Below are 23,092 nucleotides of genomic sequence, written 5' to 3' on the forward strand. Positions count from 1 at the left end.
CCATGATCATCAAAGCAACGGTTTTTGAAATTCGGGATAGCAGTCGTGCCATGAAACGACCAGCCTCCCTGAATGTACGGGCTTCTCTCATGGCGGATGTGATGCGGAAAATTGCTGCCTACATCCTGATCGATGAGAAGCCCGTCGTTGCTTCCGGACCCAGCGGTACCGGTCTGGAGGTAGGTACCGCGTTTATGGCCCTGCACCGGGACGATTACAAACAGGTACTGGCTTTCCTGCTGGAACTCGCCGGGGGCGACAAGGAGAATGCAACGTATCGTCAGATTCGGGCGATCATGGAGCGGGAGTAAATTAGTCTGTACCCGCGATAGCTTCAGTACACCAATGGGCAAAGAGGTTCTTTCTGAAACTGACTCAAGGGACAACTGGGGAAGTCCAGTAAGCCGACGTTGCCTAACTCGTCAATCGAGCCTGTTCTCAGACTTTGACTGGTAGAATGAGTTGTTTTTCATTCTGAATACCAACACTTTACAAGTCAAATTTTCAGCCAATTGTCAACAAATCCACGTTTTATAGGCTCTCCAACCTTACCTAGACTGGACGTGAAATCTAATCATTCTTGCTTGGAAAAATAGCTAAATAGGACGCAACGACTAATTAAAAAACATCGTATTGTTTAAACACGAGCCAAAATTCTGAATTTAAGCTGACTGTTTTTCCAGTTGAATCCTTATCCACCCTTAATACTTTTAAGCGATGAATAAATCTATCCTGGCATTTGGCCTTTATCTAGGGATACTATCAGTAGCTCAGTCTCAGATAAATAATGGAGGAAGTTCGATCCGGGTAGGCATAGACTATATGAGTTTAAAAGCACCTGAAGATTTTATAGTCTTGTTTCCAACACGTAACCTCGGTATTAAAACAAGTGTAGCGGCCCCCGACAAAATGGCAATTCGTTATGTAACTCAATTTGTTCATCAAATTGCCAACAATCGAATTGTTATTGAGGGCAGCATAGGATTTATACCCATAAGACGGCCCCGCCTACAGCTTACCGACGCTTATTATGTCGAAGGTCACAGGCGGCAGAGATTTACTGGGGACATGACAGTTCTAGTTAATTTTATTAAAAACTCTCGTCACGCTATAAGACTTGGGGGCGGACCTTCAGTCTGGTATCGTATGGACAATATGTTAGAAGAAGTAAGATATGTGATTGATAATGGGAATCAGGTTATTGTTAACCGACAAAGTCGCCAACAAACGAATGAACTAAATGTAGGTTATCATTTAACGGCAGAATATGCGTATGAGCTAAATAATCGATTTATTTTAGGCTCCCGACTTGGTATTGCAAATTTCAAGGGAAAGTATGGTACCAAACTAGTAGGTATATTTTTAGGGTACCGATTATAGCCTGTTTAAACAGGCCAGTACTATTAATACAAATCCTGTTTGTAGCATTTTGTTTTTCTGAATATGGCTAGGTCAGTCTAACAAACCTCCGATTAGCACAGTACCACTATTCAGTTATCCAACAAACACGGAAGGGAAAATCTGAATATCTTACGGCCCCGGTGAATAGCGTCAATTGAATCCGCTTCCGCTCGCCGTCTTCCGCCATGACCCGAAAAGACATACTAGATCGCCAGTCCGAATGTATTTCCATAGCCCGAACCGTTCCCGCTGCCTTCAAGCGGGCGATGAACCATCCCGGAACTCAGCCAATCACCCCGCCTGACCTAACTCCCTATTCGTTATTTTACCATCTGCCAACGGGAGTGGTTACGTTCGATCTTAATTGGGACCAGGGGGATGCTTTTTCTCCGGCGGAGCAGGAGTACTGCCAACAAGGCAAAATGATCGTAGCGGGTTACTTTACCCAGTACGAGGTCAATGCCCTCAGCCAGTTTCAACTCGCGGAGCGAATCTACCAGTTCCTGAAATCGGTGGATATGGAGTGATTACCTTAGATAATCTCCCGACCCTGATTCCGAGTCCTGCAACCGTTCCATGTTGTCATCGACCACCTCCTGCCAGGTGGTCAGGTAATGCCGTTGGAACGTCCTGAAATCCTTCAGCCCCAGGATCTTCTGCACCGCTTCCATCCGGTATCCCCGGTGGATAAACAGCGCACCCGCCGTTTTACGGCACACCTTTGTGGTGAAGCGAAACGGTAAATCCAGCCGACCTTCGATCTTCTTTAGGTTCTCATTCAGGCCGGTAAACGAGGGTGCCCGTAAGGACAGCATTCGGGGCAGCAGCCGCTGGGTCTCTTCCAGCAGGGGAATATGGCAAATCGCCCACTCGGGATACGCCTGATGCACCTGCTTGACTTTCAAACGCTTCCAGACCAATTTGTCCCCCTGCGGCAAACGAACCAGATGAGCTTCCGGATTTTTCACCACCGCAATGGCGTCGGGGTAATCCAATCCCGTATAACAGCAAAACAGAGCCCACCACCGGGCCCGATCCAGCGGTTTAGGTAGGTCGAGTTGCTCCAGCGTCTGGAGCTGAACCAACGACAAACAGTGGATCGCTTTGCTCGCCTGCCAGGTCAGCTTCAAAGAACTCAACTTATTCTCGGGGATCAATTCGTTTTCCAGGGCAAACTGGAGAACTTCGCGCACATTGCCGATTAGTTCCGTCGAATAGTTGATGGCCAGCGGACGAGCCCGCAGCCACTGGTAATAGTCTTTCGCCCACCCGATGGTAACCCGATTCAGGGGTAATTCTGCTTGGCCGGTGGACTCGAGATACGTCTTGAGATACCGGTAACTGAGTTGCCATTTGTAAAGGGTGCCCACGGCCCGGCGCTCGGGCTCGGGCATAGCCAGTAACGTGGTCAGGTATTCATCATATACGTGAATCAACCGGGGCGCTATGGATTCACCGCTTAGCCAATGGTGTTGTACGCGCTGGGCATTTACCGGCAGGTCGGCGCGAATCAACGATTGAACGATTGAGAGGTGACCCGCCCGAATATCCGAGAGCAGGTGATTGACGATACGTGCTTCGGCGGAGTCCCCTTCCGGGCATTGCGTGGCGGCATTCCACAAGGCGGGTAGGGTAAATACGCCCGATCCGTAGGCTTCTACCGTAGACTCATTCACCGTCAAGTGGCACTGTAATTCGGCCAGGCCACTTGTAGCCTGCGGGGCAAAGTCGAACCGTAAAACAAGGGCAACACGGCTTTTAAGCGGTAAGGAAGGGGTTAGGGTCAATGAATCCATGCGGCAAACCTACCAATGAATCGCCGGTTTATTCATATGATTGGAATATATTCGCGCTGATTTTTTACTGTACCCCATGCCCCCACCGTCCCGATTACAACCCCGCCCCGCCCGCCAGCGGGTGAGCCTAAAGCTGACCTTTGATTTCCCTCCACATACGCAGTTGGAGTTTGATGAACTGCAATGCCTACTGCACGTCGATGATCAGGACGTACCACCGTACGGGTCTGGTATCTACCTTTTGCGATCACTTTGGAACCCCGCTCGCCAGCAGGCTGAGGGGCCCACGCGGGAAGCCCGCGTCGTCAACCGCTGTCTATCGGATATTCGGGCGGATCACCGCACCATTATGATGGATATACAGCGGTCGAATCAGGGGATGTCACCCGCATTAATTCAGCGATACTGGCTCTCGGGAGAACGAATCTCGGTTCAACTCCTATCGGTGTATGAAGAGTACCTGACGAAATTACACCAGGCCCCTTTACCCGAGCGTAGTTCCCCCAATACGCTCTACAAGTGGAACCGGGGTTATCACCTACTTTCCACCTATTTAACTACGAATCTATTTCCGGATCTGTCACTGGATGGGGTTTCCGTTGGCTGGGCAAAAACCTACTATTTCTGGCTCCGCCAGCGCCCCTTGTCCATCGACTCGGCTTCCCGATACATCGGGCAGATTCGGGAGCTATTGCAATATAGCGTCGAGCAGGAACTTCTTATCCGCAACAAACTCAGTGAGTGGCATATCACCGCTGAGCCCGCCAAAACGGTTTACTGTTTAACTCCCCAGCAAGTTCAACAATTAGCTGAGCTGGTATTACCCGAGCAATTGGACACCGTGCGGAACTGGGCCCTGCTGAGTTGTTATACCGGGCTGGATTTCAAAGATGCCGTTCAACTGGCTCGGAATCCGGCGGAACATCTGGTGGAGCTATCCTTCGGACAAAAGATTGTCATCCGGCGGCAGAAGTTCCAGGCTGTTCACCAGGCCAGACCCGACTGGGGCGTTTCCCATATTCCCCTACTGCCCGAAGCAAAAGCCTTGTTGGAGCGGGCTCCTGACTGGCCTACCGTGACGATTCAGCGGGTGAACCGCAACCTGGAGACCATCCAGAAGGTGATGGACCTGCCCTTCCGGTTAACCACCAAGATTTGTCGGAAGACGGCCGGAGCCTTATTCCTTCTCCGAGGCTACCGAACCGAAGCCGTACAAAAGATTTTGGGTATTCAGCACCTGAAGACCCTGGAACGAAATTATTTGCACATCTTTAGTGAGTTGGTCGATGAGAATATGCAGCGGTTGCAACCGTAAAATAAGTTAGAAATACTAACTGAAATCGAAGTGCGTTCTCTACCCCAAGTCCTGCCTGGCAAAATGTAAACCAGCCAGCTTAACGCGTGTTACAGATCGTGGAAGAGAAGATAAGCCAGAAACCAAAAATACTCATTGCGGTAGCTGGGTCCAATGCTATGAACCGCATCCCCGTTTACCTCCTCTCTGCCGTTTTCTTTCTTCTGGTTCCCGTTGCCTGCAAAAAAGCAGATCAGCCGGGTCCGGACACCTCCATACCCACCCGGGACGCTAATCTTGCTTTGGGCAATCCCAGCAACGCAGGTACCCAGGAAAACAATTACCTCATCGAGCGGCCCACCTACGTCCTCAGCTACAACCGCAGCACAGGCATTGCCAACTGGTGTTCCTGGCATTCGTCGGCCGCCTGGAAGGGGTCGGCAACACGCTATTCCGGCAACTTCATTCCGGATCAAACTCTCCCGGCTGGATGGTATCAGGTACGGCACGACGATTACACCCTCAGCGGCTTTGACCGTGGCCACCTCTGCCCGTCGGATGACCGGGACTCAACGGCCGAGGAAAACCGCACCACGTTTTTCATGACCAACATCGTCCCGCAGGCTCCGCGCCATAACCGTGAAAGCTGGAACCTACTGGAAGGCTACACCCGGAAGCTCATTGCCGACGGTAATGAAGCGTATATTATTGCGGGGACGCATGGTAAAGGCGGCATCGGTGACAACGGGGAGGCTGTTACTCTGGCGGATGGCAAAGTCACAGTTCCCTCTGCGCTCTGGAAGGTGATTGTAGTCCTACCGGTAGGAAGTGACGACCTCGGCAGGATCAACGCTCAGACGCGGGTTATTGCTGTATTTATACCGAATACCAACGCTTTCGGCGAAAAGCCCTGGAGCGATTACCGGGTGAGCGTCGATGAGATTGAGCGGTTGACGGGGTATGACCTGCTGGCCAATGTGCCGGATGCCGTCGAGCGGGAGATTGAAGCGCAGGCGGATAAGGTGACAGTGAGCGGGATGTATTTGTATTCGGATTGGTAAATGGACAATTAAGGATTATTAGGCTATGGTGAGTTATCGTTTTGTGCTTCTCCCTCCTTAATTTTACGTATTCGCTCAGCAAAACTAGACTCTATCCTTTCCACACCACTGTGATACGAATCTGTCATCTCTTTGCCTAATTTAGCACCCTTCTCACTTAATTGAATCCGCTCAAGTTCAAGCTGTTCATATTCCTTCCAGTAATAATCTGATACGGCCCAATACTCTTGAACTTTGTTAATCGGGCAATTTTTGGATTCAAAGTAAAGATCTTTCAATCGATCAATGCATTCGCGCTTTTTTGTAAAAATCAGATTCCTTTGATCCATAACCTTTAACAACTCTTCTCCTGCGATTTCAAATGGCTCCATAGTCTGCTTTTTCAATTAATGTACAGACGAATTTTCAAACAGTCAAATGGAAAGGCAAAGAAAAATGTCAGTGTTTGAATAGTAGATTCGCATAAAAAAAGCCAACAACGAAGGTTACTTCTTTTTTTTAACAGTTAACGTACTGGCAGTTTTCGGAGCATGGGACCTGGCTTGCAATTGGCTTTGTTGTGCTTGGTTCAATAACGAGTCTGATGATTTCAATGATAAACCTATTGACTTAACCACTACATTCAAGCTATCTATTCGTGAGCTCTGTGTCCGGTTTTCGCAGTTCTGGAGTACAGCAAGGATAAGTGATAGAAGCGTTAATCCTCCAGCCGCCCATGCAGCATAGCTTGCTGACTTTGCGTGCCTTTCTGATTTCTCGGCAGCATCTGCGCTTTTTGTAGCCGCTTCGGCATTTTGTCGGGAATAGGATAACTCAAGTACTTTCTGCTCATCCTCTTGTTGAAGTTTAGCCTGATAGGCAATCCACCCTCCCGCTTCGAATACCTTTCTACCAAAGGATGTAATAACAAATCGCTGGTACTCTACAGGCGTAGCTAACCCTTTGCTTTGCAAAAAATTACCGTATTCTTGTGAGCCCCCTTTTGCATTAACGAACCAAGGCAATGAGCCGGGACTTACAGACTCTCTGGCATGATAAAGATGCTCCAATAGTTTATCTAATGCCTTAAGTTCAATCTCCATTAGTTTCACACTATGATTTGACGGAAAGATATTAATAGTATGCGGAGATTACAAAAGGCCTTAACCGGTCAAAGCAGGGCCAATAGTCAACACCTATGAAGGACTAGAATAACCCAACACCTCCTTTACCAGCCCCTTTGGGGACTTCTGCTCCGTTTCGTATTAAGCATTACAGGCACAACAACAGAAAGGCGCAGATCATCGACCCGCGCCTTTACCCTACCCACCGTTAATAATTACCTTTGTATCTACAAATCATAACGCTCTTTAATTTTCTTCCATCCTTCATTGAACCGGGGCATAACCTCCCAGATCTCGTTATTGAGTAGCTGGCCCTTTAGGTCCTCATCGATGGCCGCAGTGATCACCCGTTTGATGTCCACCGCCGGGAATGCTTTTTCAAAGCGGGCTACCTCCCGGTAAAACCGTCGTAGGTTGCTCGATGGGTTCATCAGGTAGACCCGGAAGGCTAAATCAATATCATCGATGTAGCTGCATAGCTTTTGCGCGGATAGTGGCAGGTTGTCAGCTATCGCCCGTTCATAGCACCGGTCGGGGTTGTGGTCTTTTAAAACGATGTCGATCGGTCTGGCTGGCTGCGTCGTAGCCGGGTCCTTTACCTTGTCCCACTGGTAGGCGATAATCAATGAATCTACGTGGTCGGCCTGCGGGTCCTCCGGAAACACCAACAGGGCGACGTTTGGAAAGTGGTTCGCGGTGATCTTCGCCAGAGCCGTTTTAAGGGCCGGAATCATTTCATATAGTTCCAGTTCGATCATATCCCGGTAGGCATCGACAATGAGCCAAAACACGTCCTCGTAGGCATCCTGGGTTGATTTGTGAATAATCTTGAACAGATCCAGTAGTTGCCGTATTTCGGTGTTGAGGAACCGTAAGTTATACTCACCGCAGAGGTGGCCACGTAGGAACAAATCAACCGAATCCAGGTGATGCGCGGTTACACCTTCGTTGGCTTCGACCGTTCCGCCGTTCTTTACCCGCTGCTGGTAATCGTTCCACCGCCAGAAGACGCGGGTTCTAAACTCATCGGTTGTACTTTTTACTTTCGTTTCCATCGGATCAGTTGGCTTTGAAGTACCCCAACAACTCAACCGCCAACCCCTGTGCTGCCTCTTCTTCCGTTTCGTACTCCGCACTGCAAGCGTGAACCTCGATCAGAACCCGGCAGGCGTGGTAAAAATCGTTGTACTTATCCAGCGCGTATTCTGTCTCAATCTCTTTGATGTCCCGATCTGCATGGAGTACATCAACCAGATCGGCGGGTAGTTCGCTCTCCGGGACAAAAGTACGCTCCCTGTCGGGGCCTTCGGCTTCGTAGTGCGGTCTGAATGCGTCGCCGAATATCTTTTGAATACCGGTTCGGCTTGTCTCCCGGATGCGGGCGTAAGACCCCGTCAGGGCGCAGAGTTCGGCGTACTGTTCGATCTTCGGCGGTAGTGAGTGAATCGTTCCCCGCCCGTCAATAGTGCCGGCAGTGAAGAAATAAAGCACGTCATCAATGGGGTCGAACACCTGTCCGTCCTCGGCAAACTCCTCGAACTGTTCAATGTACTTCTGAAAGTCGCCAGCCGCAAAATCGGACAGTACCGTGTGGAGCTTGCTGAGGTTGTCGAACAGGTTTTTGGCCTGAAAGTGCGCCTTAATCATCATCATATACGTTTCCGGGTCCAGCATCGTAGACTCTTCTTTATCCCATCCGTAGGAAACGCTTTCAGCGAGTCGGAAGGCGTGACGGGCTTCGTTTCGCAGGGCTCCGATTAATTCAAGATTGATAAATGCCATCGTGTTAGTTTTGACCGGGTAAGTATTTACTTTGGTAGGCGGTGGCGCGGGGCGTGAAAACCTTCGGCTCTTTGATTATCTGCCGCCCCGGTTGCGTCGGGTTGTGGCTCCGGTCGAGGTAGCCGCCAGCCATTAATGACCGACAGGCCCGCGCTATGGCGTTGATTGACGTTCCGAGTTTGTCCGCCAGCTTTCGGGCGTTGAACGGCTCCATCGAGTCCTTTACCGCATACACCAGACAGCGCAGATACAGCACGTCATACTCAAATGGTGTCAGCATGGCGCGGGTGGTAGTAGGCAAGAAGCTCGGCGGCACAAGCCCGTCCGTCAGGACATAGGGTGTCGGAATAGTACCGGTAAACGATTTCGTACCACTGAGCAATGAAGGCGTTATACCCATCCAGACAATGCCGGATATGTTCGTCTTTCGACGCTTCCGTAATCCGTACCAACTCAGCGAACTGGCGGATGTCCTTCACAAAAGCGTAGGTGTGGTCAGGATTGAAACGCTCGAACAGGTCATCGAATGGATCAAACTCCCGGCTTCTGCCTGGGTGCTTCTCCCGGTAGTCATCAATGTACATTTGAAGGTTGCCAGACGCGAAATCTTCGCACTCCTGCCGGAACTCGTCAAAGTTTCCAACCAGTTCGCGGGCCTGAATCAATGCGCTCGTCAACCGGGTAAACATATCCACATCGACATGCTTGCCGGAAGGGTGATTCAGGGCGCGGGGTTGTGCGTGCTGGAGAAAAAAACTCTCGGTGATCTTGACCAGTTCGCGGACTGGTTCTAAGTCGAATCCAACCATAACGGAAGTTTTTTGGAGGTGGCTTTTTGCCTGGTTTCTCATGCTCTAATTTACTAATAAGTCGTTGAAATACAAAACGTTATTCTCTATTTTCGTAGAGACAATGGGCGGTTTTTTGTGGGTAAAACCTAGTTTGAATATTTTCACTGAAACCGATGAGGTAGACCGTCCCAGGTGCTTCGCCATTTGTTTGTAGGTCATCTTTCCGTGGTTGTCGTAGAGGAAATGTATTTCCTCCGGGGTATAGTTGCCATTGTCCGGGCGTACCATGCCAAACTGCGAAGGAAGGCCCAACCGGTCTTTTCGGTTTCTGACACTCTTTGCTGACCGCCCCAATGCTTCGCCGATTTCCTGGTATGTCTCTTTCCCTAGATTTCGGATCAGATACCGATCCTCTTCTTCGGTCCAAAGACTATCGAGGTACCGGCTCTTTCTTGATCGATATGGCATCATCATTGTCATAATCTCGGCGGCTATAGTGGCGCAAACGGCCCGGTAGCGGGTAGATAGAAATCCATAAATAGCAGACTGAACGTATGCCAGTATACGGCGGGCGTTTCCTCTTCGTTTTCCTCCACCGTTGCGGGCGTCTCGGTAATCAATTCGTAACCGATCAGACAGTGGCGGTTATGAAAGTGGCTTTTCTTCGCCAGGTTGAATTGTATTTCCAGTAGGGCAACTTTCGGCATATGCTGCCGCTGCGGGTTCGGGCCGTAGTTCGGGTCTTCGCCGTCGGTGCTGATCTCGATTAGAGTCACATAAACCGGCCCCAGGTTCGCGTAGATAACCAGATCCACGTAATTAGGCAGTAGCCGGTAGATCACCTTCACGGCGAAGTCTTTGGCGCGTCGGCTGCTGTAGATCGCCGTCAGTGCCAGAATCGACAGGATCATTCCCAGGGCGACAAATCCTCCCGCGTAGCCTATGGTTTCCATAATCCGGTGAATGGTGCCACGATGAACGATAATGCCAGAGCCAGCACGAAAACGATGTAGAACAGGGCAAGTACTTTATTGTCGTTACGATCCACCCAACGGGAGAACCGCAGTATGATTTGATGTGATTTCATGGCTTTTGAATAGTACCCAGAAGTGGGGAAAATGAGACATTGAACGCGGCAACTCGCTGGAAACGCACTTTTTAAGAAAGAACCCGGTAGAATATTACCGGGCCTTTACTGCATCCTTCCTTTAACTTTCATTGTGGATATTGCCGGATGGCGTCAGGCTGTGGCCTTTGGTTTGGATGTGGGGTAGCGATTGAATGCGGCCCCGTTCACGATGTCCCAGACAATGCTGATAATGCCGAGTTCCTCGCAAAGCTGGAGGTGAGACTGTCCCTTTTTGCGCTCGAAATCCAGAACGCTGTAGCCGTAATCATTGGCCAGCCGGGCGTAAATTGCTTTGAAAATATCTTCGTGTTTTTCGCCCGTAATACCGGCGCGTTTGCTGACCGCGTGGTTGATCTTGTCCCGCAGCGTCATCGCCGGAATAGCTGCTTTGCCAGGGTACAAACCGAGTTTACGAAGTGCTGCCTGTTGCTCGATCTTGACCAGTTCGCTGACGGTTCCAGACGTGGCCAGCATCTGCCGGTAGAGCTCTGACATTCCCTGTGCCTGCTGTAAAAGTCCCTGTGAAAACTTCACCATCAGATCAAACATATTTGGCCCCTGGTCCTCTTCCGGCTGCGGCTGGTCTTCCGGGTCTACCCAGTCCGGTGATTCACTGACCGGTGGGGTCGCTGCGTCACTGGTCAGTGGCTGAGGTGCTACCGGATCGACAGGGGTAGGGTTGGTAAGAGGAACTTGCTGCTCAGACAACAGATCCAATGGCGTTGGGATTCCTAACGCTGGTTCCGGCTCAACAGGGGCAACGTTTACCGGCTCCATGCCGATGAAGTCTGACAGCCTGCCTTTGGTCGGTAGCTTCTGTTTTTTGAGGTCTTTCCGGTACTCTGTCAGGTAGTCGGCGACCGTACGACCCTTGCCCGAAGTCTGACCTTTGGCGACAATGATAGCCGCGTCGATGGACAGGATATGAAAGGTAACTTTCCGGAACGTTGCCGAATCAGGGGCTTTGTATTCGATATAATCCCGGCCCTCGAATAGGTCATACTTTACGATCCATCGCTGCACCCAGTCGTTGACCCGCGCCGTTTCGTTCTTCGCCCACAACTTGAACAGGTCGCCAGCATTCACAGCCGCCCGCCCCTCAATCTGCATAACCCCGACAGGCCCGGATAATTTGACCGCTACGGGCGTGGTTGGTTCTGAGACGAACAACGGTAAAGTTTTTTGTTCCGGCGTCCCTACGGGCTTATTCTCGGCTTCCGTTGGTGTGTCGGCCGCAAGCGTCTCGGTAATCTCTTTTTTGATCGGTGCGGCTTTGGCTGCGGGTACGGTGTTGAGGATTGAGAGCGCCACCTTTACCGGGACCACGTACTGAAAGTGTCGGTTCTCGCTGTACTTCACGAAGTCTTGCCCTTCGGTCAGGTCCATTTTCCGAATCCGATCTTTAAACCAGGACGGGAACTCAGTAGGGGTAAACCCCATACGTTCGTGAATAGGACGTAAATTAATTACGGTCTGATTGTTACGCTGTAAAATATAGTTTGGGGTATTCATTGCTGAATGTTGTTTTGAAGTTGGAAGAAAGTGAAGGGGTAAGGAGGTGGTATGAGATACCCACCCCCTTTATTATTGAGTTATACCGCTGCGTAGTGAAACTTGCCGTTGGCCAGGTCTTCGGCGAATTGCTCGATTTCCGAAGTAAGGGCGTTAAGGGCTTTTTCGGCTTCGGTAGGCGGCAGCGCCTGCGGACCAAACACCAGTTCAGCGAGGGCGTCCTGTTGCTCCAGAATGGCGGCAATCTGATTGTAAGCGGGGTTATTCATTAGCCCCTCCTTCCGTGGCAGGTGTAGCCGGTTCGTACAGATCCTGCAGCCGTTTGATTTCGGCGGTTGACTCCGCTAGTGCTTCGTTACTCTTATTCAGTGCAACATTGAACCGATCTAGTAAGGCGTTGTAATCTTTGGCGTCAGCAAGTTGTTTATTGAGGGAGTCCAGCGTTTTTACAGCCGCACACTTACCAACCGCTTTTTCTACCTCCGCATCACAAACCGCAAGCCCCATCCGGGAAAGAAACTCAATTAGTGAGGTAAACAGGAGGTGGCTACCTGGAATATCACCCGCGCTGTTATCTATGTTAATAACCCAGGCAGAATACCAGGCGGCAATGTTCTCGGTAGCCTGTGCCAAACTATCAGGATCAGAAACAAGGTCGAAAAACATACCATCGGACTGAATCACCGTTTGGCTTGCAAAGACCGTCTTTGCAATGTCGTAGAAACGGACCTTATCGGAGTTGATTTGAACGTCAGGCAGTTGGCGAGGCTCCTTTACCGAATCAAACAACTGAATAGCCGCGTCGTAAATGGCGTTCATTCGCGCGTTATCCTCTTCGTTTCGGCTGTTATCGGTAAACCCGTCCCGCATCGCTTCAAAGTCGTAGCGGAGTTGCTGCTCTAAATCAGGGGTTGCAAATTGGGCTGCGAAGTAATCCGGCAGCGTGAAGGTTGATTGAACGGTAGTGTTTTTTACCGTTTGTACATTTTGATTTGCAATAGTGGTCCCAGCCACCGAACTTTGCGCTCGTTGAATCATTTTAATGATAAGTTAAAGTGTTTGACTTGTGACCCCTCCACCGGCTTTCCTAGGGCATCTGTGGAGGGGTTTACTGTTTTTTGGGCTTCATACGGTCCAGCGGGCAACCTCATCGGTACTATTTCGCCTTTTCTGAATATCCCCGGTTGTTAATCTTGAAACAAATATAACTACCTAATCTGATAAATGCAAGACAAATAAACAACAATGTATTACAAAATAATGCTATTATTCATCATATGAAAATCGGGTACGTTCACTTCCCGGACTTTACCTGACTCATCCGCTGATCGTACTCGCGTTTAATCTCGATCTCTTTCTCCCGTTCCAGTAGGTTTACAGCCCTTTCGACGGCTTCGGCCCCGCTTTCATTGAAGAAGGTGGCCAATTTTTCAATCAGCCCGATTGTGTCGGCTGGTAGTCGGTAGGTCTTCGATACCTTCGTTTGCTTTGCCATTCTTTTGTAATATTATGTATTACAAATATAAGACATTGTTGGTTATAAAAAACCCCTCACGTGACTGACACGGAAAACTCAACCCTTCCGGGCCTGGTCTTTTTTTACCGTGACAGAATCGGTTAATTGTACTCCCGGCGTACGTTTCAAATGAGGGGTGTCACAAATTGTGACATCTTATAAGGTGGGATTATTCCACCTTATAGGCTAAAGGGTGTCCAGTGGAGTAGACCCTCTTGCGGCAGGGGGCCATTTAGTTGTTATACTAACTATTGTATCTACATCAAATTGGCCCAGTGCCGGAAACGCCCCTACTCGGAATATTTATACCACCTGGTGCGATTTCTCAAATCATTCTCAAATCATTCTCAAATCATCGGGCTACCCCTTGCCGGAATAATCGTATCTTGTATGGTATTATGTTAACCACAAACTAACACTATTTTGATACGGGCAACCATAGCGGGTATCTGGCTCAATCATCCTAATCGTTTCCTCCAGTCCCTTTGCGGTAAGGCTCTCGAACTGGTCAAAGATGCTATACAAATAGACTCCCCGGAAATGTTTGTAGACATGCTGGAGGATTGGATCGGAGAACACTATCAGAGGTTTCCGAAATGCAACCCCGAATCAGTCGTTATCCTCTACCGGAAGTACAGCACCGGCCCCGAAATTCGCATCTACCGGGACCGTGGCAAAACACTTGCTGAGGTGATGCGGATTTCGGTCGGTGATGAAGGCGAAGAAGACGCCCATATTTGCCCTGTATTGAACGATAATCAAGAGTTGGTACAATGGTCGCTTTTGATCAGATCGTGCCGTGAGGTTGAAGAAATGCAGAGAAAAAAAAGGGTGACAGGCAAAATATACCCCCCGATTTTTGAGATTGACGGAAATCGGGCTGTTTCGCTATTTGCGTGGGCATTCGGCGCGGATCGCTGAGGGCTTACCGTTTGCGAAATACGGCGTTGCAATTTGCAACGCTGCGGAGGGGATTGATTATCATTACGAACAAATCAACACCTCGACAAATGAAAGCCCTCGTTATTGCCCTGGTCTGCATACTGACTCACCAAACCTACGCCCAATCAAACTCGACCCCGATAAAGAAAGCAAATGTAATTCTTCTGAATACCTCGCTACCGGATGAGGAGTTATACAAAAAAGTTGGCGCGTACCTGCTGAGTGCCGGGTATAGTCTCGACCGATCAGACGCCACCCTCCGCAGCATCACCACGGCAAAACGTAAATGTCCCGGCGCAAACTGTCAGTATGTGATTTACGCTTCAACCAACGAAGGAAAGATCCGGTTGTCGGGCGGCTTTATTGTTCCGGGTATCGATTCCGACCTTTGGCCTATTGAGAACAGGGGGCAAAAAACATCCCCGTTTATGGTGTCCTTTAACGCCCTCAACAAAGTAGCCTTAGATTTGCAATCAGATACCAGTGGCCAGCTACATTACGCGGTTCAGTAGAAAAGAAAAAAGACCGTAAAACGGTCCCTTTCTCCAACTAACCCATAACCTAACTGTTAACCCTTCTTATCGCTGATCCGTGTTTGCTATGTTCCATTCTTTCAAAGCAATAGCCAGCGGCCCAATATCCATTTGCCCATAAACCTGCACCCTTTGCCCGTTACCGCCCCCCAGTTCGCTTTTTAGCTTACTCAGCGGGGCAACAACTTCCGGGTCAACGTTGGCGCGTGGATTGTCGCCAATCATGGCCATTGTAGGCCCGAAGGCAAGCCCGCCTTTGGCCAGTGCTGGAGCACTATTACCGATCTTCGCGGCCCCTGCCTTTGCAACCGTACCAAGTGCAATCAGGGCAACCCCGGCAGCAATGGCACCAACCCCGCCCAGGCTGGTAAATGCCTTTTTGATCCCCTCCGACGCTATACCGATTCCGATAGCGAGTTTACCTAACTGAATAGCCATGCCACCGATTACCCCTAACAGCATTTGCGGCAATGCCTGAATACCGGCCGATTTGGTAAGTATCTGCCCGAGCATTTCCCCAATCCCTTCAAAGGCTGACTGCATACCCTGTTTTAAAATCTCACTGACGCCTGTGCTGAAATCCTGCCAGGATTGCAACGCTGCGGCCCGTTCTCCTTCCGGAAGTCTCATCAGATCCCCGGCCATTTTCTGATACTTTGCAACGGCGTCTTTTGTCCCCGCCAGCATCGTTGTAAGACGCCCCTCGATTTCCGGCCAGGATATACCCCCCGCTAACCGGGCGGTTACCGAGTTCATCGACGCGGCAATCGATGCGTGAACATCCGAAAACATCCGCCCTACGTCGCTTTTCCGGGTATTGAACGCCCGTTCCATCGGAGTAAGCCACCCCTTAGAAATAGCTTCCCAATACCGTTGGGCTGCTGACTTGACCGGGCCAATATCGGTGCTGCTAGGCAGGTCAGTTTTCTCATTGATGCCTAGTTGGTCCTGAATCCAGCCTTTTTGCATCTTCATAAACGTCAGCGAAGGGTCAATCTTGCCGGGATTCTTCGCTTCAAATTCTTTAATCAGGTCATCGACCGCTTTCAGGTCTTTCCGCATCCGTTCCGCCCAAGTGTCGGCTTCTTTGCCCTTCCCTTTTCCACCACCGCCCCCGGTCTTGAGGATCTTATCATCACGATTGCCCCCGAAATTAAGCCCGTCAAATAGATTCTTAATCTTGCCCGTTGCGTCCGGAACGTCGTATTTGAGCTTTTTTAAGTAGTCATCGATCGTTTTAGATGCTTTGTCGAACGGATCGGCCAGGCTATTCGCGCCAATCGCCCGCAAGCCCTTTGATATCAACTTATTCATGCCGTTCAAGCCTAGCGCAACATACGACAGTATCAGGTTCCAGGAGTTTTTAAGGATGTTTAGAAAGCTCTCCCATAACGCCCCCCAATCGCCTTGCAACAGGTTCGCGAACACCCCGAAGATTGAAACAACAATACCCAGTACGCTTTTTACGATGGTCTTCAGCTTATCCCATGCTCCAGAATTGACGAGCGCGGCCTTTACCTTATCCCAGTGCATAACGACCGCAGCCACCGCCAGTGCCACCGCAGCCACAACCAACCCGATAGGGCTAAAGATCGCAGCAAAACCGGCCCCGATAGCGGGTAAAATTGTACTGGTTAGAAAACCCAGTCCCACCAATAGCGGAGGAACGACAATAGCCAACCCCCCAAGAACGGCAATAACCCGTTGTACATTCGGTGACAGGGTTTGAAAGCGTTCGGCCATACTGGTAATGATGCCTGATAAGCGGTCCATCAGGCCAGTCAGGCCCATTACTTTATCAATCGAACCGAAGACATCAGCCATGGCCTTTTTGCCCGCTGTACCCATGTTTTCGAGCGCGTTCTTCCATCCGCCGGACGCGCGGGGTAGTTTCTCTAACCCCTTCAACATTGTTTCCATCACCTGTTTAGAGGTGATTCCCATTTTCCGAAGGTCTTCGGCGCGGGATGATCCGAACGCTTCTTTTAGGATAGGTACGGTTTTACTCGCGGCTTCGGTGATAATATTCAGGTCTTCGCCTAACGGAAACTCAGTGTTAGACATCTGCTGAATGCCATGCAAAACCCGATCGAACGCTTCTTTGCCTTTCCCCTCAACTGCCAGCGAATTACCGAATTGCTTCATAATCTCAGAAGACTTTTCGGCCGCGCCCTGAATCCCGTAAATACTCTCTAAAACCGTTCGGAGCTTAATATCACCCTCTACTGCGCCCTCAAAACTCAGGCCCGGCATTTTGGCTATTTCGTTGAGGTGGGCCAAACGGGCTTGCAGTGTGTCCGCGTTCTTCTCCAGCGTGGCCAGCCCCCGCGCCATTGAATCCGATTGCCCGAAGGCGTCAGACATCTTCTTGACCAGAAAACCCAACGGCGCGGAGAGTGATACCGACAGGGTTTGTCCGGCTTTTTCGGCGCGGGCAGCAAACTGCTCTAACTTTGATTGAGCCTTTTCCAAGTTGCTCGACCAGTTGCCCAGCTTGGCTTCTAATTCGACGCTTAATGTTTGTGTAGACAAGTTTTTACCCGGCATTACCGGCCCCCGTGTTGTTTTAAGAAAATATCGATGAATTGATCACCGGTAACTGTAAGTTCTTTCTGCTTTTCCCCGTACCCAGGATCACCCGGTAGCGGTAAGAGCTTTTCCGGCGACGGTGCCTTTTTTCCCGCAACCGACATCAGCACTACGGCAGCTTGAAACCGGGCAATCCGCCATAACTCGCAAATCTTGTCGTTATAGCCGTCATAGTGTCGCCAGTACTCCCAGGGCGTCAGATCGTAGAAAAGCTGAGGGGTAAGCCGGAACTTCCCGTAGGCTGTTGATTCAACTTCCGCCCAAGACTTTTGCCAACCGTCGGCAGCACCCCCGGCGTTTACTACTTTCCCGGCCTTGCCCCTTTGCCTGCCGGTAGCTCTGCCGCTGCGGTCGCATCCGTACCCATTGCATTTGCAAAAGCGTCCATCACCTGCCCCACAACCGGCGAACCGATCATACCGCCTGTGTTGTCAATCCATCGGCTGATTGTCATTTCACTGGGGCGGCTGGTGTCTTCCTTTCCGGCTTCTACCGCGCCGTACTGTGCAGCGGGTCCGATCATATCGAACATCGCTGTAAACGGGTCTTTCTTCAGTAGCGAGTCGGCCACCGCCTGCATGCCTGACAGGTCGGTATTCCACGTCTTGCAGATTTCCCGCATAGTCCACATGCCGAATTTTAAGGGTACGGTGCTACCGTCGGCCAATTTGATTTCTGTATATCCTGCGTGCTTATTCATCAGATCAGTTAGTTATCGGTGGGGTTAATTTTGATTGTTGCGTAAGGAAACAGGTCGGCAGGATTGAAGCCTTTGCGGCCCCTGCTTATCGCACCGAGGGTGTCAACGCCCTGGAATGCGTCTTCTATCTGTTTTTGTGTGAGGGTGTGCCAGTTAACCAGCGCCTGTAACGACCCAAATCGATCTTGCAGGATGCTCGTTTGTTCGGCGATCATTTTTGCACTCTCAATCATTGGCAGCGCCCGGTTTTGCAGGTTGCGGGTTTGCTCAGAAAGGAGTTTACACGCTTCGGTAAGTTGATTACTTACTCGAAATTGGAATGATGTTTTCATAATCAGTTAGTTATGTGGCTATAATCCCTAATTTACCGCCCTTAAAAATGGCTTTCGTGCCGTTTGTAAAATGGCTATCACTGGTTGAAAATAATTCATTCACAGTCCGTAATGTGACCGTTTGATTGATGGGTAAGCCACTATCCGGAATTGTCGAAGTTACCGCCCGGAAAAAGGGGTTTTTGCCCGTTTGCCAAATGGCTGTCAGAAAGTTACAGCATTCCGCTCCAGCAAAATCCCCGTTTGTGAAACGGCTCCCGTTCGTTAAAAAAAACATTTCGGCGGTAGGGGGTAACCGTGAATGAATTACTATCAGGAAGTTACGTTGATATACCCGCTCAAAATCCCCGCACACTACATGGCTCGAATTAGGACAAAGAAAAAGCCCCGCAGAGGTGGGGGATTGATAGGTATTATCGATAAGAATTAAAATATTATAGGATTTGTCTATAATACCAGGCTCGGTACCTGGTGAAATGTTTGTTAGAACTTCGTAATGACTCCCGGAAAACCCTCGTTGAGTCGGTAACCCCTCGCGCGTTTTTATCGGGTGGAAAAACTCTTCAGCATCCTCGCGTGACTGACTCAAAAAACTCAACGTGCTTTTTTATAGTGTCGGATGTGTGGGATTCTGCTCTTTTTACCGGGTAAGAAAACTCTTCACCTACGCGTGTAGTGGCCCGGAAAAAACCTTCATTGGTTTCCGGACCCCTTTTTTATCGGGGGACAAAACTCTTCATTGGATAGTTATCGATGATTATCAGGTAAAACAAAAAGTATCTTGTTTGTACTTTCCGGCAGTTGCTCGAACTGTTGATAAGTGAGGGCCTGCTGCTTCGTATTGCCGTTTGAGAATGTCAGGGTCGCTCTTACCGTGTCATCCGGTGCCGGGCCATCGCCGGGTATAATCAACACCCCGCTGGCTTCTTTTGGTGCTGGATTCATCAGGCGTTTTATTGTGGCCGGATCTACATTCCCCTGAACGATTTTGGTTAACAGGGCTACTTTATCGGAGCGTTTCATAGTTTGGGATTAGTGGTTTGAATCAACCGCAGCGGGCGGGAGAATACGGTTTCCAGTTCTGGTATACTCACTAAATCATCCTGCCGGGCCTCCTGATAGATACGCAACTGATCCAGTTCATCAATCGTAAACTGGTCGAGGTCCAGCGTCAGGAAACGCAGAGCGCGGGCGGGGCCGGTGTTGCCTTGTAGCAATTGAATCAGAACATTACGCTTTTGGCTGTTATTCATCGTCTGGCTGTTTAGGAGTAGTATTGATCACCAGGCAAAGCACCGCGTTTTCGGCGCTGTCACCTAACTTCACAAATTCAGTATATGTCAACGGGTGCCGCGGTATAGTCGTGCCATTTCGGTAAGTAATCGAAGTCTGTACAATGTCATCTGGCACCGGGTCAACGTTCTTACAGATACATTGCCCACCCAGCCATTTGATCGGCTTGCGTAGCTCATTGAGTTGCCTACGGGCCAGCGTATTACCTGAGAGAAGATCGGCAAGTAGTTGCCGGTTATCGGGGGCTCTAAACTTTTTCATGGCTACATTTGATTATGGCGTTCAACTCATCGTCGGTGAGCTTATCAAAGTCATAATGCGGGTAAGGCGTCGGGGTAAATATCCGCTCCTTCTGCTCATCGGTCAACCCAGGTGCGCCACCGCGCATAATGATTCTGTCCAATTGCTGATCGGTCATATCATCGTAATTGATTCGGCGGGCGGTTGTGGATTGCGCTTGTTTAACTGCGGAGGTGTCCCCGCTCAGGATGCGGGCGAGTAATTCCCGCTTTGGATTGCCGGGATTCGTTTTCATTGGTTTTCCATCTTGTTTAGTGCTTTCTCCAGTAGATCATCAATCTGCTCGTCGGTCAGGCTAGACACGTCTATTTTCGTTTCGCGCTGCTTGGGCAATACATATTCCAGCATTTTCAGGTAGGCAGATACCCTGTCTTCAGGGTCCAGCTTGTCCAGGTCGTCTTTTATGTCATCAAACTTGTCGTCGATCAACTGGACAATACGCTCTTTGATCGTGCTGTTAACTTTATTTGGTGTTCCGGGCTTCCGTCCTCCGGTCTTTGTCTTTCCTACTGTGAACTTTGTCATGGCTTTCTACTTTTCTCTATTTTAGAGTGGTTTTCCTGTTTTATGATTTGTTGTGGCGCCTATCCCACCCGCTCAATCGGCACCATCCGCAACACCTTTTCAGCGGGGACTATCTCGGACCAGTCTGAGCCGGTAGGGCTTTGCACAAGCCGGGTAGTAGGCAGACAACCGGGATCTATATCCCAATCCGGAGGATAGCCAGGCCACTCGCTCAGTATGAAGTCAGCTAAATCAAATCCCTGCTCTTTCTGTTCAGTGGTGGTACCCTTTTCCATAAAGTCGGATACTTTGATTTTAAAGCCGCGGGCGTTCAACTCTTCGGCCCGCTGGCTCCATTTCTCAAAGGCTACCCCGTTGGTTGATGCGTCAGGGTAGAGTGTGACGCTACGATCACGCAGGGGAGCCAACCGCTCTGGCGTTAGATAAGATAAAGCGCCAGCGGCTAACCATACGTAATCTGGAAAATAGGGCGTACAGAGAATTGCGGTTTTGGGAGCCTCCACCACGGCAACAGGCTGATCTATTGGGGCGGTTAGTAGCTGAGGTAGTCCGAATAGGCAGGGCGAACGTTCGGCGTGTTCGTCGTATACGGACAACCATTCAGGTATCGGCGTTTTCTGCTCGGTGTGTCGCCGGATCAGGGCAGAATGTACCCAACTGGTTTTACTGCATACCTTCCCTTCCTGGTTGCTGTATTTGATTGTGTGCCAATTGCCATCAAACAACTTAATCTGTCCGCCCCGAATACGGCTCTGTTCATCGATGTACCAAAATACGCAGGCTCCAGGCCAGCGGCTTGAGGTTCCAATCTGGAAACGCTTCAGCAGTTCATCAGCAACACCATAGCCGAAGTATTGCCGCAGGAGCCGGGCTAATTGATTCTGATCGTAATGCCCCAATGAAGGGCGGAATACCTCAGCCGGTATGGTGTAAATTGGTGGCGGTGTGTAAACCTGCTCGGGTTGCCGGTCGTAGATATACGTTGCCACCCGTTCGGCCTGCTGTGGGGTCGCTCCTTCCATCGCTATAAGCGTTTGCATAAACCCCTGCCGGGTAACGGCGTTTCGCTTGTGCTTTCCAGCCATTCGAAACCATTCCTTCGGGATAGGCCCGCCCCCGCTCTTTTCTTTTTGCTCATCGTGGTAACTTGTCCCCGAGGTGCCTTTGTGGTAGGGGCTGTTGTGGTAGCCGCAATTCCCCTCCCGGTCACAGCGGCCGAATATCTCCGGTAATGCCTCCCCGGTCGCTGTTTCTACATAAAGGCTGAATGTCTTCCGATTTTTTGGCCCGCACTGGGGACAATCTCGCTTGATTGCTTTCTTCGGTAATTTATACGGTAGTGTAGGTGTCATCAAAAAATGGTTTGTTTTAGGTTACACACCCTACACTACCTACACGGTTTGATTTATTAAGTTTTTAATCGTGTAGGAAGTGTAGAAAGTGTAGGTCAGAAGAAAACATTTTTTATCAGTAAGGATCTGCTGCTTTCCTGGTGTAGCAAACGTTTCCGACATTCTTTCGCTGTGTCAATATGCCGTTTGTGTTTAGCTGGCGCTGGAAATTCTTGTTGCTGAATAACTTGTAATTGTTCTCAATGCAATAGGCTTTGTATTCGCGGTAGATTTCCTTCAGGCTGGTGTACTGCTCACTGACCTGATAGCCTTCATCATCCAGAAAAAGACGGACATTATCGGATTGCTGCTTGTACGTCTCTAGCTGCTGGTTAACCATCTGCGATTCTGTAAACCGCCCCTGAGCCAGCAACCTGCGCAACCCCTCCAGCACCCAGTTGAACACCCCTGAAAGTTCAGTCTGAATAATTTTATCTGCTAGTTGTTTGTCCTGCTCCGCTTCTGGGATTGTTACCGTGAAAGGCACAATCATGAAACGCCGAAAATAGGCGGGCGTATGTTCGACATCGGTTGGCAGCGCATTGCAATTAAAAAGCAGCTTTGCGTAGTCCTTCAAAACAAAAGGTTGCCCATACGGTAGCCGGGCCTCTACGGGCTCACCGGAAACCAGTTGCTTAAAGGTATCAGCCTCAAGCTTTCCATTGATTTCGCTGGCGTAATTCAGGAGTTTGTTAGCCAGGTGAGCGCGGCAATAAGCCGGGTCATTGGTCAGGCTTTGAAGCGAGTAGTGGCTAACGTTTTCGGGACCCAGTAGTGCTGTAACGATCTCAAAAAATACTGATTTGCCGTTTGCCCCCGACCCGTACAGGAGTAGTGTCTTTTCAAGCTTTAGCTTCGAGGGACTTATGAATATATAGCCTAAGTATTCGGACAATATCTTTTGACAATCAATATCTGGCAGCACCCGATTTAAGAATGCTCGAAACCTGGGAGCGTCGGCTACTGGATCGTAAGGTGACTATACCGATGATACTGGGCCGTGTGCGCCGATGCAAACTGGGCCACTGTGGATAAGTGGTATTGAGGAGTAGACAAAGGTAACTATTACCCTATTTTTTCTTCTTTTTTAGTTCGTTTTCGC

Annotated in this window: 30 protein-coding genes and 1 pseudogene; 7 read left to right on the plus strand and 24 right to left on the minus strand. The window is 49.9% G+C overall.

The window, feature by feature from the left end; all coding sequences use genetic code 11:
* Nucleotides 1-2: 2 nt before the first annotated feature.
* From DUE52_RS18000 to DUE52_RS18010, 3 genes are all read left to right on the plus strand, one after another.
* Nucleotides 3-311, plus strand: a complete 309-nt coding sequence (locus tag DUE52_RS18000) for a hypothetical protein (protein ID WP_114407420.1) — start codon at nucleotides 3-5, stop codon at nucleotides 309-311.
* Nucleotides 312-717: 406 nt separating this feature from the next.
* Complete coding sequence (locus DUE52_RS18005) at nucleotides 718-1,380, plus strand: hypothetical protein (RefSeq protein ID WP_114407421.1); 663 nt, start codon at nucleotides 718-720, stop codon at nucleotides 1,378-1,380.
* 206 nt (nucleotides 1,381-1,586) lie between these two features.
* Nucleotides 1,587-1,928 carry a hypothetical protein gene (locus DUE52_RS18010; protein ID WP_114407422.1) on the plus strand — a complete coding sequence of 114 codons (342 nt, stop codon included), beginning with the start codon at nucleotides 1,587-1,589 and terminating at the stop codon, nucleotides 1,926-1,928.
* Here the strand turns inward: DUE52_RS18010 and DUE52_RS18015 are convergent, their stop codons facing one another.
* Nucleotides 1,929-3,197, minus strand: coding sequence for a phage integrase SAM-like domain-containing protein (locus DUE52_RS18015; protein WP_114407423.1), 1,269 nt, complete (start codon nucleotides 3,195-3,197; stop codon nucleotides 1,929-1,931). It lies immediately after the preceding gene.
* A 76-nt stretch (nucleotides 3,198-3,273) separates the two neighbouring features.
* Here DUE52_RS18015 and DUE52_RS18020 point away from each other — a divergent pair, with 76 nt between their 5' ends.
* Together DUE52_RS18020 and DUE52_RS18025 are read left to right on the plus strand one after the other, a co-directional pair.
* Nucleotides 3,274-4,512, plus strand: a complete 1,239-nt coding sequence (locus DUE52_RS18020) for a phage integrase SAM-like domain-containing protein (RefSeq protein WP_133299868.1) — start codon at nucleotides 3,274-3,276, stop codon at nucleotides 4,510-4,512.
* A gap of 158 nt (nucleotides 4,513-4,670) precedes the next feature.
* Complete coding sequence (locus DUE52_RS18025; protein ID WP_114407425.1) at nucleotides 4,671-5,552, plus strand: DNA/RNA non-specific endonuclease; 882 nt, start codon at nucleotides 4,671-4,673, stop codon at nucleotides 5,550-5,552.
* Nucleotides 5,553-5,575: 23 nt separating this feature from the next.
* Here the strand turns inward: DUE52_RS18025 and DUE52_RS18030 are convergent, their stop codons facing one another.
* From DUE52_RS18030 to DUE52_RS18085, 12 genes are all read right to left on the minus strand, one after another.
* Nucleotides 5,576-5,923 (minus strand): hypothetical protein, encoded by a 348-nt coding sequence (locus DUE52_RS18030; RefSeq protein WP_114407426.1) that lies wholly within the window; start codon nucleotides 5,921-5,923, stop codon nucleotides 5,576-5,578.
* Between the two features lie 114 nt (nucleotides 5,924-6,037).
* On the minus strand, nucleotides 6,038-6,634 hold the full coding sequence (locus DUE52_RS18035) for a hypothetical protein (protein WP_114407427.1): 597 nt from the start codon (nucleotides 6,632-6,634) through the stop codon (nucleotides 6,038-6,040).
* A 248-nt stretch (nucleotides 6,635-6,882) separates the two neighbouring features.
* The gene (locus DUE52_RS18040; RefSeq protein ID WP_114407428.1) at nucleotides 6,883-7,710 is read right to left on the minus strand and encodes a hypothetical protein; all 828 of its coding nucleotides are present in this window, start codon (nucleotides 7,708-7,710) and stop codon (nucleotides 6,883-6,885) included.
* Nucleotides 7,711-7,714: 4 nt separating this feature from the next.
* Nucleotides 7,715-8,437 (minus strand): hypothetical protein, encoded by a 723-nt coding sequence (locus DUE52_RS18045; RefSeq protein WP_114407429.1) that lies wholly within the window; start codon nucleotides 8,435-8,437, stop codon nucleotides 7,715-7,717.
* A gap of 4 nt (nucleotides 8,438-8,441) precedes the next feature.
* On the minus strand, nucleotides 8,442-8,717 hold the full coding sequence (locus DUE52_RS18050; RefSeq protein WP_114407430.1) for a helix-turn-helix domain-containing protein: 276 nt from the start codon (nucleotides 8,715-8,717) through the stop codon (nucleotides 8,442-8,444).
* A complete protein-coding gene (locus tag DUE52_RS18055; protein ID WP_114407431.1) occupies nucleotides 8,701-9,246 on the minus strand; it encodes a hypothetical protein in 546 nt (181 codons plus the stop codon). Before DUE52_RS18055 ends, DUE52_RS18050 begins: the two co-directional genes overlap by 17 nt.
* A 45-nt stretch (nucleotides 9,247-9,291) precedes the next feature.
* The gene (locus DUE52_RS18060) at nucleotides 9,292-9,702 is read right to left on the minus strand and encodes an SANT/Myb-like DNA-binding domain-containing protein (protein ID WP_133299869.1); all 411 of its coding nucleotides are present in this window, start codon (nucleotides 9,700-9,702) and stop codon (nucleotides 9,292-9,294) included.
* A gap of 17 nt (nucleotides 9,703-9,719) precedes the next feature.
* Complete coding sequence (locus DUE52_RS18065) at nucleotides 9,720-10,181, minus strand: hypothetical protein (protein ID WP_133299870.1); 462 nt, start codon at nucleotides 10,179-10,181, stop codon at nucleotides 9,720-9,722.
* Between the two features lie 287 nt (nucleotides 10,182-10,468).
* Nucleotides 10,469-11,683: a hypothetical protein gene (locus DUE52_RS18070; protein ID WP_229312213.1), complete on the minus strand. Its 1,215-nt coding sequence runs from the start codon at nucleotides 11,681-11,683 to the stop codon at nucleotides 10,469-10,471.
* A gap of 266 nt (nucleotides 11,684-11,949) precedes the next feature.
* Complete coding sequence (locus DUE52_RS18075; RefSeq protein WP_114407435.1) at nucleotides 11,950-12,138, minus strand: hypothetical protein; 189 nt, start codon at nucleotides 12,136-12,138, stop codon at nucleotides 11,950-11,952.
* Entirely contained in the window at nucleotides 12,131-12,907 is a 777-nt protein-coding gene (locus DUE52_RS18080) for a hypothetical protein (RefSeq protein WP_114407436.1), read from the minus strand. The genes DUE52_RS18075 and DUE52_RS18080 overlap by 8 nt, the downstream gene beginning before the upstream one ends.
* 256 nt (nucleotides 12,908-13,163) lie before the next feature.
* A complete protein-coding gene (locus DUE52_RS18085; protein WP_114407437.1) occupies nucleotides 13,164-13,364 on the minus strand; it encodes a hypothetical protein in 201 nt (66 codons plus the stop codon).
* Nucleotides 13,365-13,808: 444 nt separating this feature from the next.
* On the opposite strand from DUE52_RS18085, the gene DUE52_RS18090 reads away from it, so the two are divergent.
* Together DUE52_RS18090 and DUE52_RS18095 are read left to right on the plus strand one after the other, a co-directional pair.
* The gene (locus DUE52_RS18090; protein ID WP_114407438.1) at nucleotides 13,809-14,306 is read left to right on the plus strand and encodes a hypothetical protein; all 498 of its coding nucleotides are present in this window, start codon (nucleotides 13,809-13,811) and stop codon (nucleotides 14,304-14,306) included.
* 89 nt (nucleotides 14,307-14,395) lie between these two features.
* Nucleotides 14,396-14,839: a hypothetical protein gene (locus DUE52_RS18095; protein ID WP_114407439.1), complete on the plus strand. Its 444-nt coding sequence runs from the start codon at nucleotides 14,396-14,398 to the stop codon at nucleotides 14,837-14,839.
* 66 nt (nucleotides 14,840-14,905) lie between these two features.
* On the opposite strand, the gene DUE52_RS18100 is transcribed toward DUE52_RS18095, so the two are convergent.
* The 11 genes and pseudogenes from DUE52_RS18100 to DUE52_RS18150 form a co-directional block, all read right to left on the minus strand.
* The gene (locus DUE52_RS18100; RefSeq protein WP_114407440.1) at nucleotides 14,906-17,407 is read right to left on the minus strand and encodes a tape measure protein; all 2,502 of its coding nucleotides are present in this window, start codon (nucleotides 17,405-17,407) and stop codon (nucleotides 14,906-14,908) included.
* Between the two features lie 343 nt (nucleotides 17,408-17,750).
* Nucleotides 17,751-18,149 (minus strand): hypothetical protein, encoded by a 399-nt coding sequence (locus tag DUE52_RS18105; protein WP_114407441.1) that lies wholly within the window; start codon nucleotides 18,147-18,149, stop codon nucleotides 17,751-17,753.
* 8 nt (nucleotides 18,150-18,157) lie between these two features.
* Entirely contained in the window at nucleotides 18,158-18,481 is a 324-nt protein-coding gene (locus tag DUE52_RS18110; protein WP_133299872.1) for a hypothetical protein, read from the minus strand.
* A gap of 10 nt (nucleotides 18,482-18,491) precedes the next feature.
* The gene (locus DUE52_RS32125; protein ID WP_165840966.1) at nucleotides 18,492-19,079 is read right to left on the minus strand and encodes a hypothetical protein; all 588 of its coding nucleotides are present in this window, start codon (nucleotides 19,077-19,079) and stop codon (nucleotides 18,492-18,494) included.
* A 149-nt stretch (nucleotides 19,080-19,228) separates the two neighbouring features.
* Nucleotides 19,229-19,504, minus strand: a complete 276-nt coding sequence (locus DUE52_RS18120; RefSeq protein ID WP_114407444.1) for a hypothetical protein — start codon at nucleotides 19,502-19,504, stop codon at nucleotides 19,229-19,231.
* The gene (locus DUE52_RS18125) at nucleotides 19,501-19,734 is read right to left on the minus strand and encodes a hypothetical protein (RefSeq protein ID WP_114407445.1); all 234 of its coding nucleotides are present in this window, start codon (nucleotides 19,732-19,734) and stop codon (nucleotides 19,501-19,503) included. The genes DUE52_RS18120 and DUE52_RS18125 overlap by 4 nt, the downstream gene beginning before the upstream one ends.
* Nucleotides 19,727-20,035 carry a hypothetical protein gene (locus tag DUE52_RS18130; protein WP_114407446.1) on the minus strand — a complete coding sequence of 103 codons (309 nt, stop codon included), beginning with the start codon at nucleotides 20,033-20,035 and terminating at the stop codon, nucleotides 19,727-19,729. The genes DUE52_RS18125 and DUE52_RS18130 overlap by 8 nt, the downstream gene beginning before the upstream one ends.
* Nucleotides 20,022-20,309: a hypothetical protein gene (locus tag DUE52_RS18135; RefSeq protein ID WP_114407447.1), complete on the minus strand. Its 288-nt coding sequence runs from the start codon at nucleotides 20,307-20,309 to the stop codon at nucleotides 20,022-20,024. Before DUE52_RS18135 ends, DUE52_RS18130 begins: the two co-directional genes overlap by 14 nt.
* A complete protein-coding gene (locus DUE52_RS18140; RefSeq protein ID WP_114407448.1) occupies nucleotides 20,306-20,599 on the minus strand; it encodes a hypothetical protein in 294 nt (97 codons plus the stop codon). Before DUE52_RS18140 ends, DUE52_RS18135 begins: the two co-directional genes overlap by 4 nt.
* Nucleotides 20,600-20,658: 59 nt before the next feature.
* On the minus strand, nucleotides 20,659-21,951 hold the full coding sequence (locus DUE52_RS18145; protein ID WP_179954872.1) for a DUF6371 domain-containing protein: 1,293 nt from the start codon (nucleotides 21,949-21,951) through the stop codon (nucleotides 20,659-20,661).
* Between the two features lie 115 nt (nucleotides 21,952-22,066).
* Nucleotides 22,067-22,951: pseudogene (locus DUE52_RS18150) on the minus strand (DNA primase family protein); the annotation flags it as partial.
* Nucleotides 22,952-23,092 lie beyond the last annotated feature (141 nt).

Source organism: Larkinella punicea, from assembly GCF_003334855.1.
In the GTDB taxonomy this organism is placed as follows: domain Bacteria; phylum Bacteroidota; class Bacteroidia; order Cytophagales; family Spirosomataceae; genus Larkinella; species Larkinella punicea.

Coding starts and splice junctions, on each gene's coding strand:
- DUE52_RS18095 (WP_114407439.1), top strand. CDS start 14,396: ATGAAAGCCCTCGTTATTGCCCTGGTCTGCATACTGACTCACCAAACC.
- DUE52_RS18080 (WP_114407436.1), bottom strand. CDS start 12,907: ATGATTCAACGAGCGCAAAGTTCGGTGGCTGGGACCACTATTGCAAAT.
- DUE52_RS18030 (WP_114407426.1), bottom strand. CDS start 5,923: ATGGAGCCATTTGAAATCGCAGGAGAAGAGTTGTTAAAGGTTATGGAT.
- DUE52_RS18140 (WP_114407448.1), bottom strand. CDS start 20,599: ATGACAAAGTTCACAGTAGGAAAGACAAAGACCGGAGGACGGAAGCCC.
- DUE52_RS18075 (WP_114407435.1), bottom strand. CDS start 12,138: ATGAATAACCCCGCTTACAATCAGATTGCCGCCATTCTGGAGCAACAG.
- DUE52_RS18130 (WP_114407446.1), bottom strand. CDS start 20,035: ATGAAAAAGTTTAGAGCCCCCGATAACCGGCAACTACTTGCCGATCTT.
- DUE52_RS18035 (WP_114407427.1), bottom strand. CDS start 6,634: ATGGAGATTGAACTTAAGGCATTAGATAAACTATTGGAGCATCTTTAT.
- DUE52_RS18125 (WP_114407445.1), bottom strand. CDS start 19,734: ATGAATAACAGCCAAAAGCGTAATGTTCTGATTCAATTGCTACAAGGC.
- DUE52_RS18105 (WP_114407441.1), bottom strand. CDS start 18,149: ATGAATAAGCACGCAGGATATACAGAAATCAAATTGGCCGACGGTAGC.
- DUE52_RS18065 (WP_133299870.1), bottom strand. CDS start 10,181: ATGGAAACCATAGGCTACGCGGGAGGATTTGTCGCCCTGGGAATGATC.
- DUE52_RS18110 (WP_133299872.1), bottom strand. CDS start 18,481: ATGAAAACATCATTCCAATTTCGAGTAAGTAATCAACTTACCGAAGCG.
- DUE52_RS18005 (WP_114407421.1), top strand. CDS start 718: ATGAATAAATCTATCCTGGCATTTGGCCTTTATCTAGGGATACTATCA.
- DUE52_RS18135 (WP_114407447.1), bottom strand. CDS start 20,309: ATGAAAACGAATCCCGGCAATCCAAAGCGGGAATTACTCGCCCGCATC.
- DUE52_RS18055 (WP_114407431.1), bottom strand. CDS start 9,246: ATGGTTGGATTCGACTTAGAACCAGTCCGCGAACTGGTCAAGATCACC.
- DUE52_RS18060 (WP_133299869.1), bottom strand. CDS start 9,702: ATGATGATGCCATATCGATCAAGAAAGAGCCGGTACCTCGATAGTCTT.
- DUE52_RS18000 (WP_114407420.1), top strand. CDS start 3: ATGATCATCAAAGCAACGGTTTTTGAAATTCGGGATAGCAGTCGTGCC.
- DUE52_RS18045 (WP_114407429.1), bottom strand. CDS start 8,437: ATGGCATTTATCAATCTTGAATTAATCGGAGCCCTGCGAAACGAAGCC.
- DUE52_RS18025 (WP_114407425.1), top strand. CDS start 4,671: ATGAACCGCATCCCCGTTTACCTCCTCTCTGCCGTTTTCTTTCTTCTG.
- DUE52_RS18145 (WP_179954872.1), bottom strand. CDS start 21,951: ATGACACCTACACTACCGTATAAATTACCGAAGAAAGCAATCAAGCGA.
- DUE52_RS18120 (WP_114407444.1), bottom strand. CDS start 19,504: ATGAAACGCTCCGATAAAGTAGCCCTGTTAACCAAAATCGTTCAGGGG.
- DUE52_RS18085 (WP_114407437.1), bottom strand. CDS start 13,364: ATGGCAAAGCAAACGAAGGTATCGAAGACCTACCGACTACCAGCCGAC.
- DUE52_RS18015 (WP_114407423.1), bottom strand. CDS start 3,197: ATGGATTCATTGACCCTAACCCCTTCCTTACCGCTTAAAAGCCGTGTT.
- DUE52_RS18010 (WP_114407422.1), top strand. CDS start 1,587: ATGACCCGAAAAGACATACTAGATCGCCAGTCCGAATGTATTTCCATA.
- DUE52_RS18040 (WP_114407428.1), bottom strand. CDS start 7,710: ATGGAAACGAAAGTAAAAAGTACAACCGATGAGTTTAGAACCCGCGTC.
- DUE52_RS18050 (WP_114407430.1), bottom strand. CDS start 8,717: ATGCTGACACCATTTGAGTATGACGTGCTGTATCTGCGCTGTCTGGTG.
- DUE52_RS18020 (WP_133299868.1), top strand. CDS start 3,274: ATGCCCCCACCGTCCCGATTACAACCCCGCCCCGCCCGCCAGCGGGTG.
- DUE52_RS18100 (WP_114407440.1), bottom strand. CDS start 17,407: ATGCCGGGTAAAAACTTGTCTACACAAACATTAAGCGTCGAATTAGAA.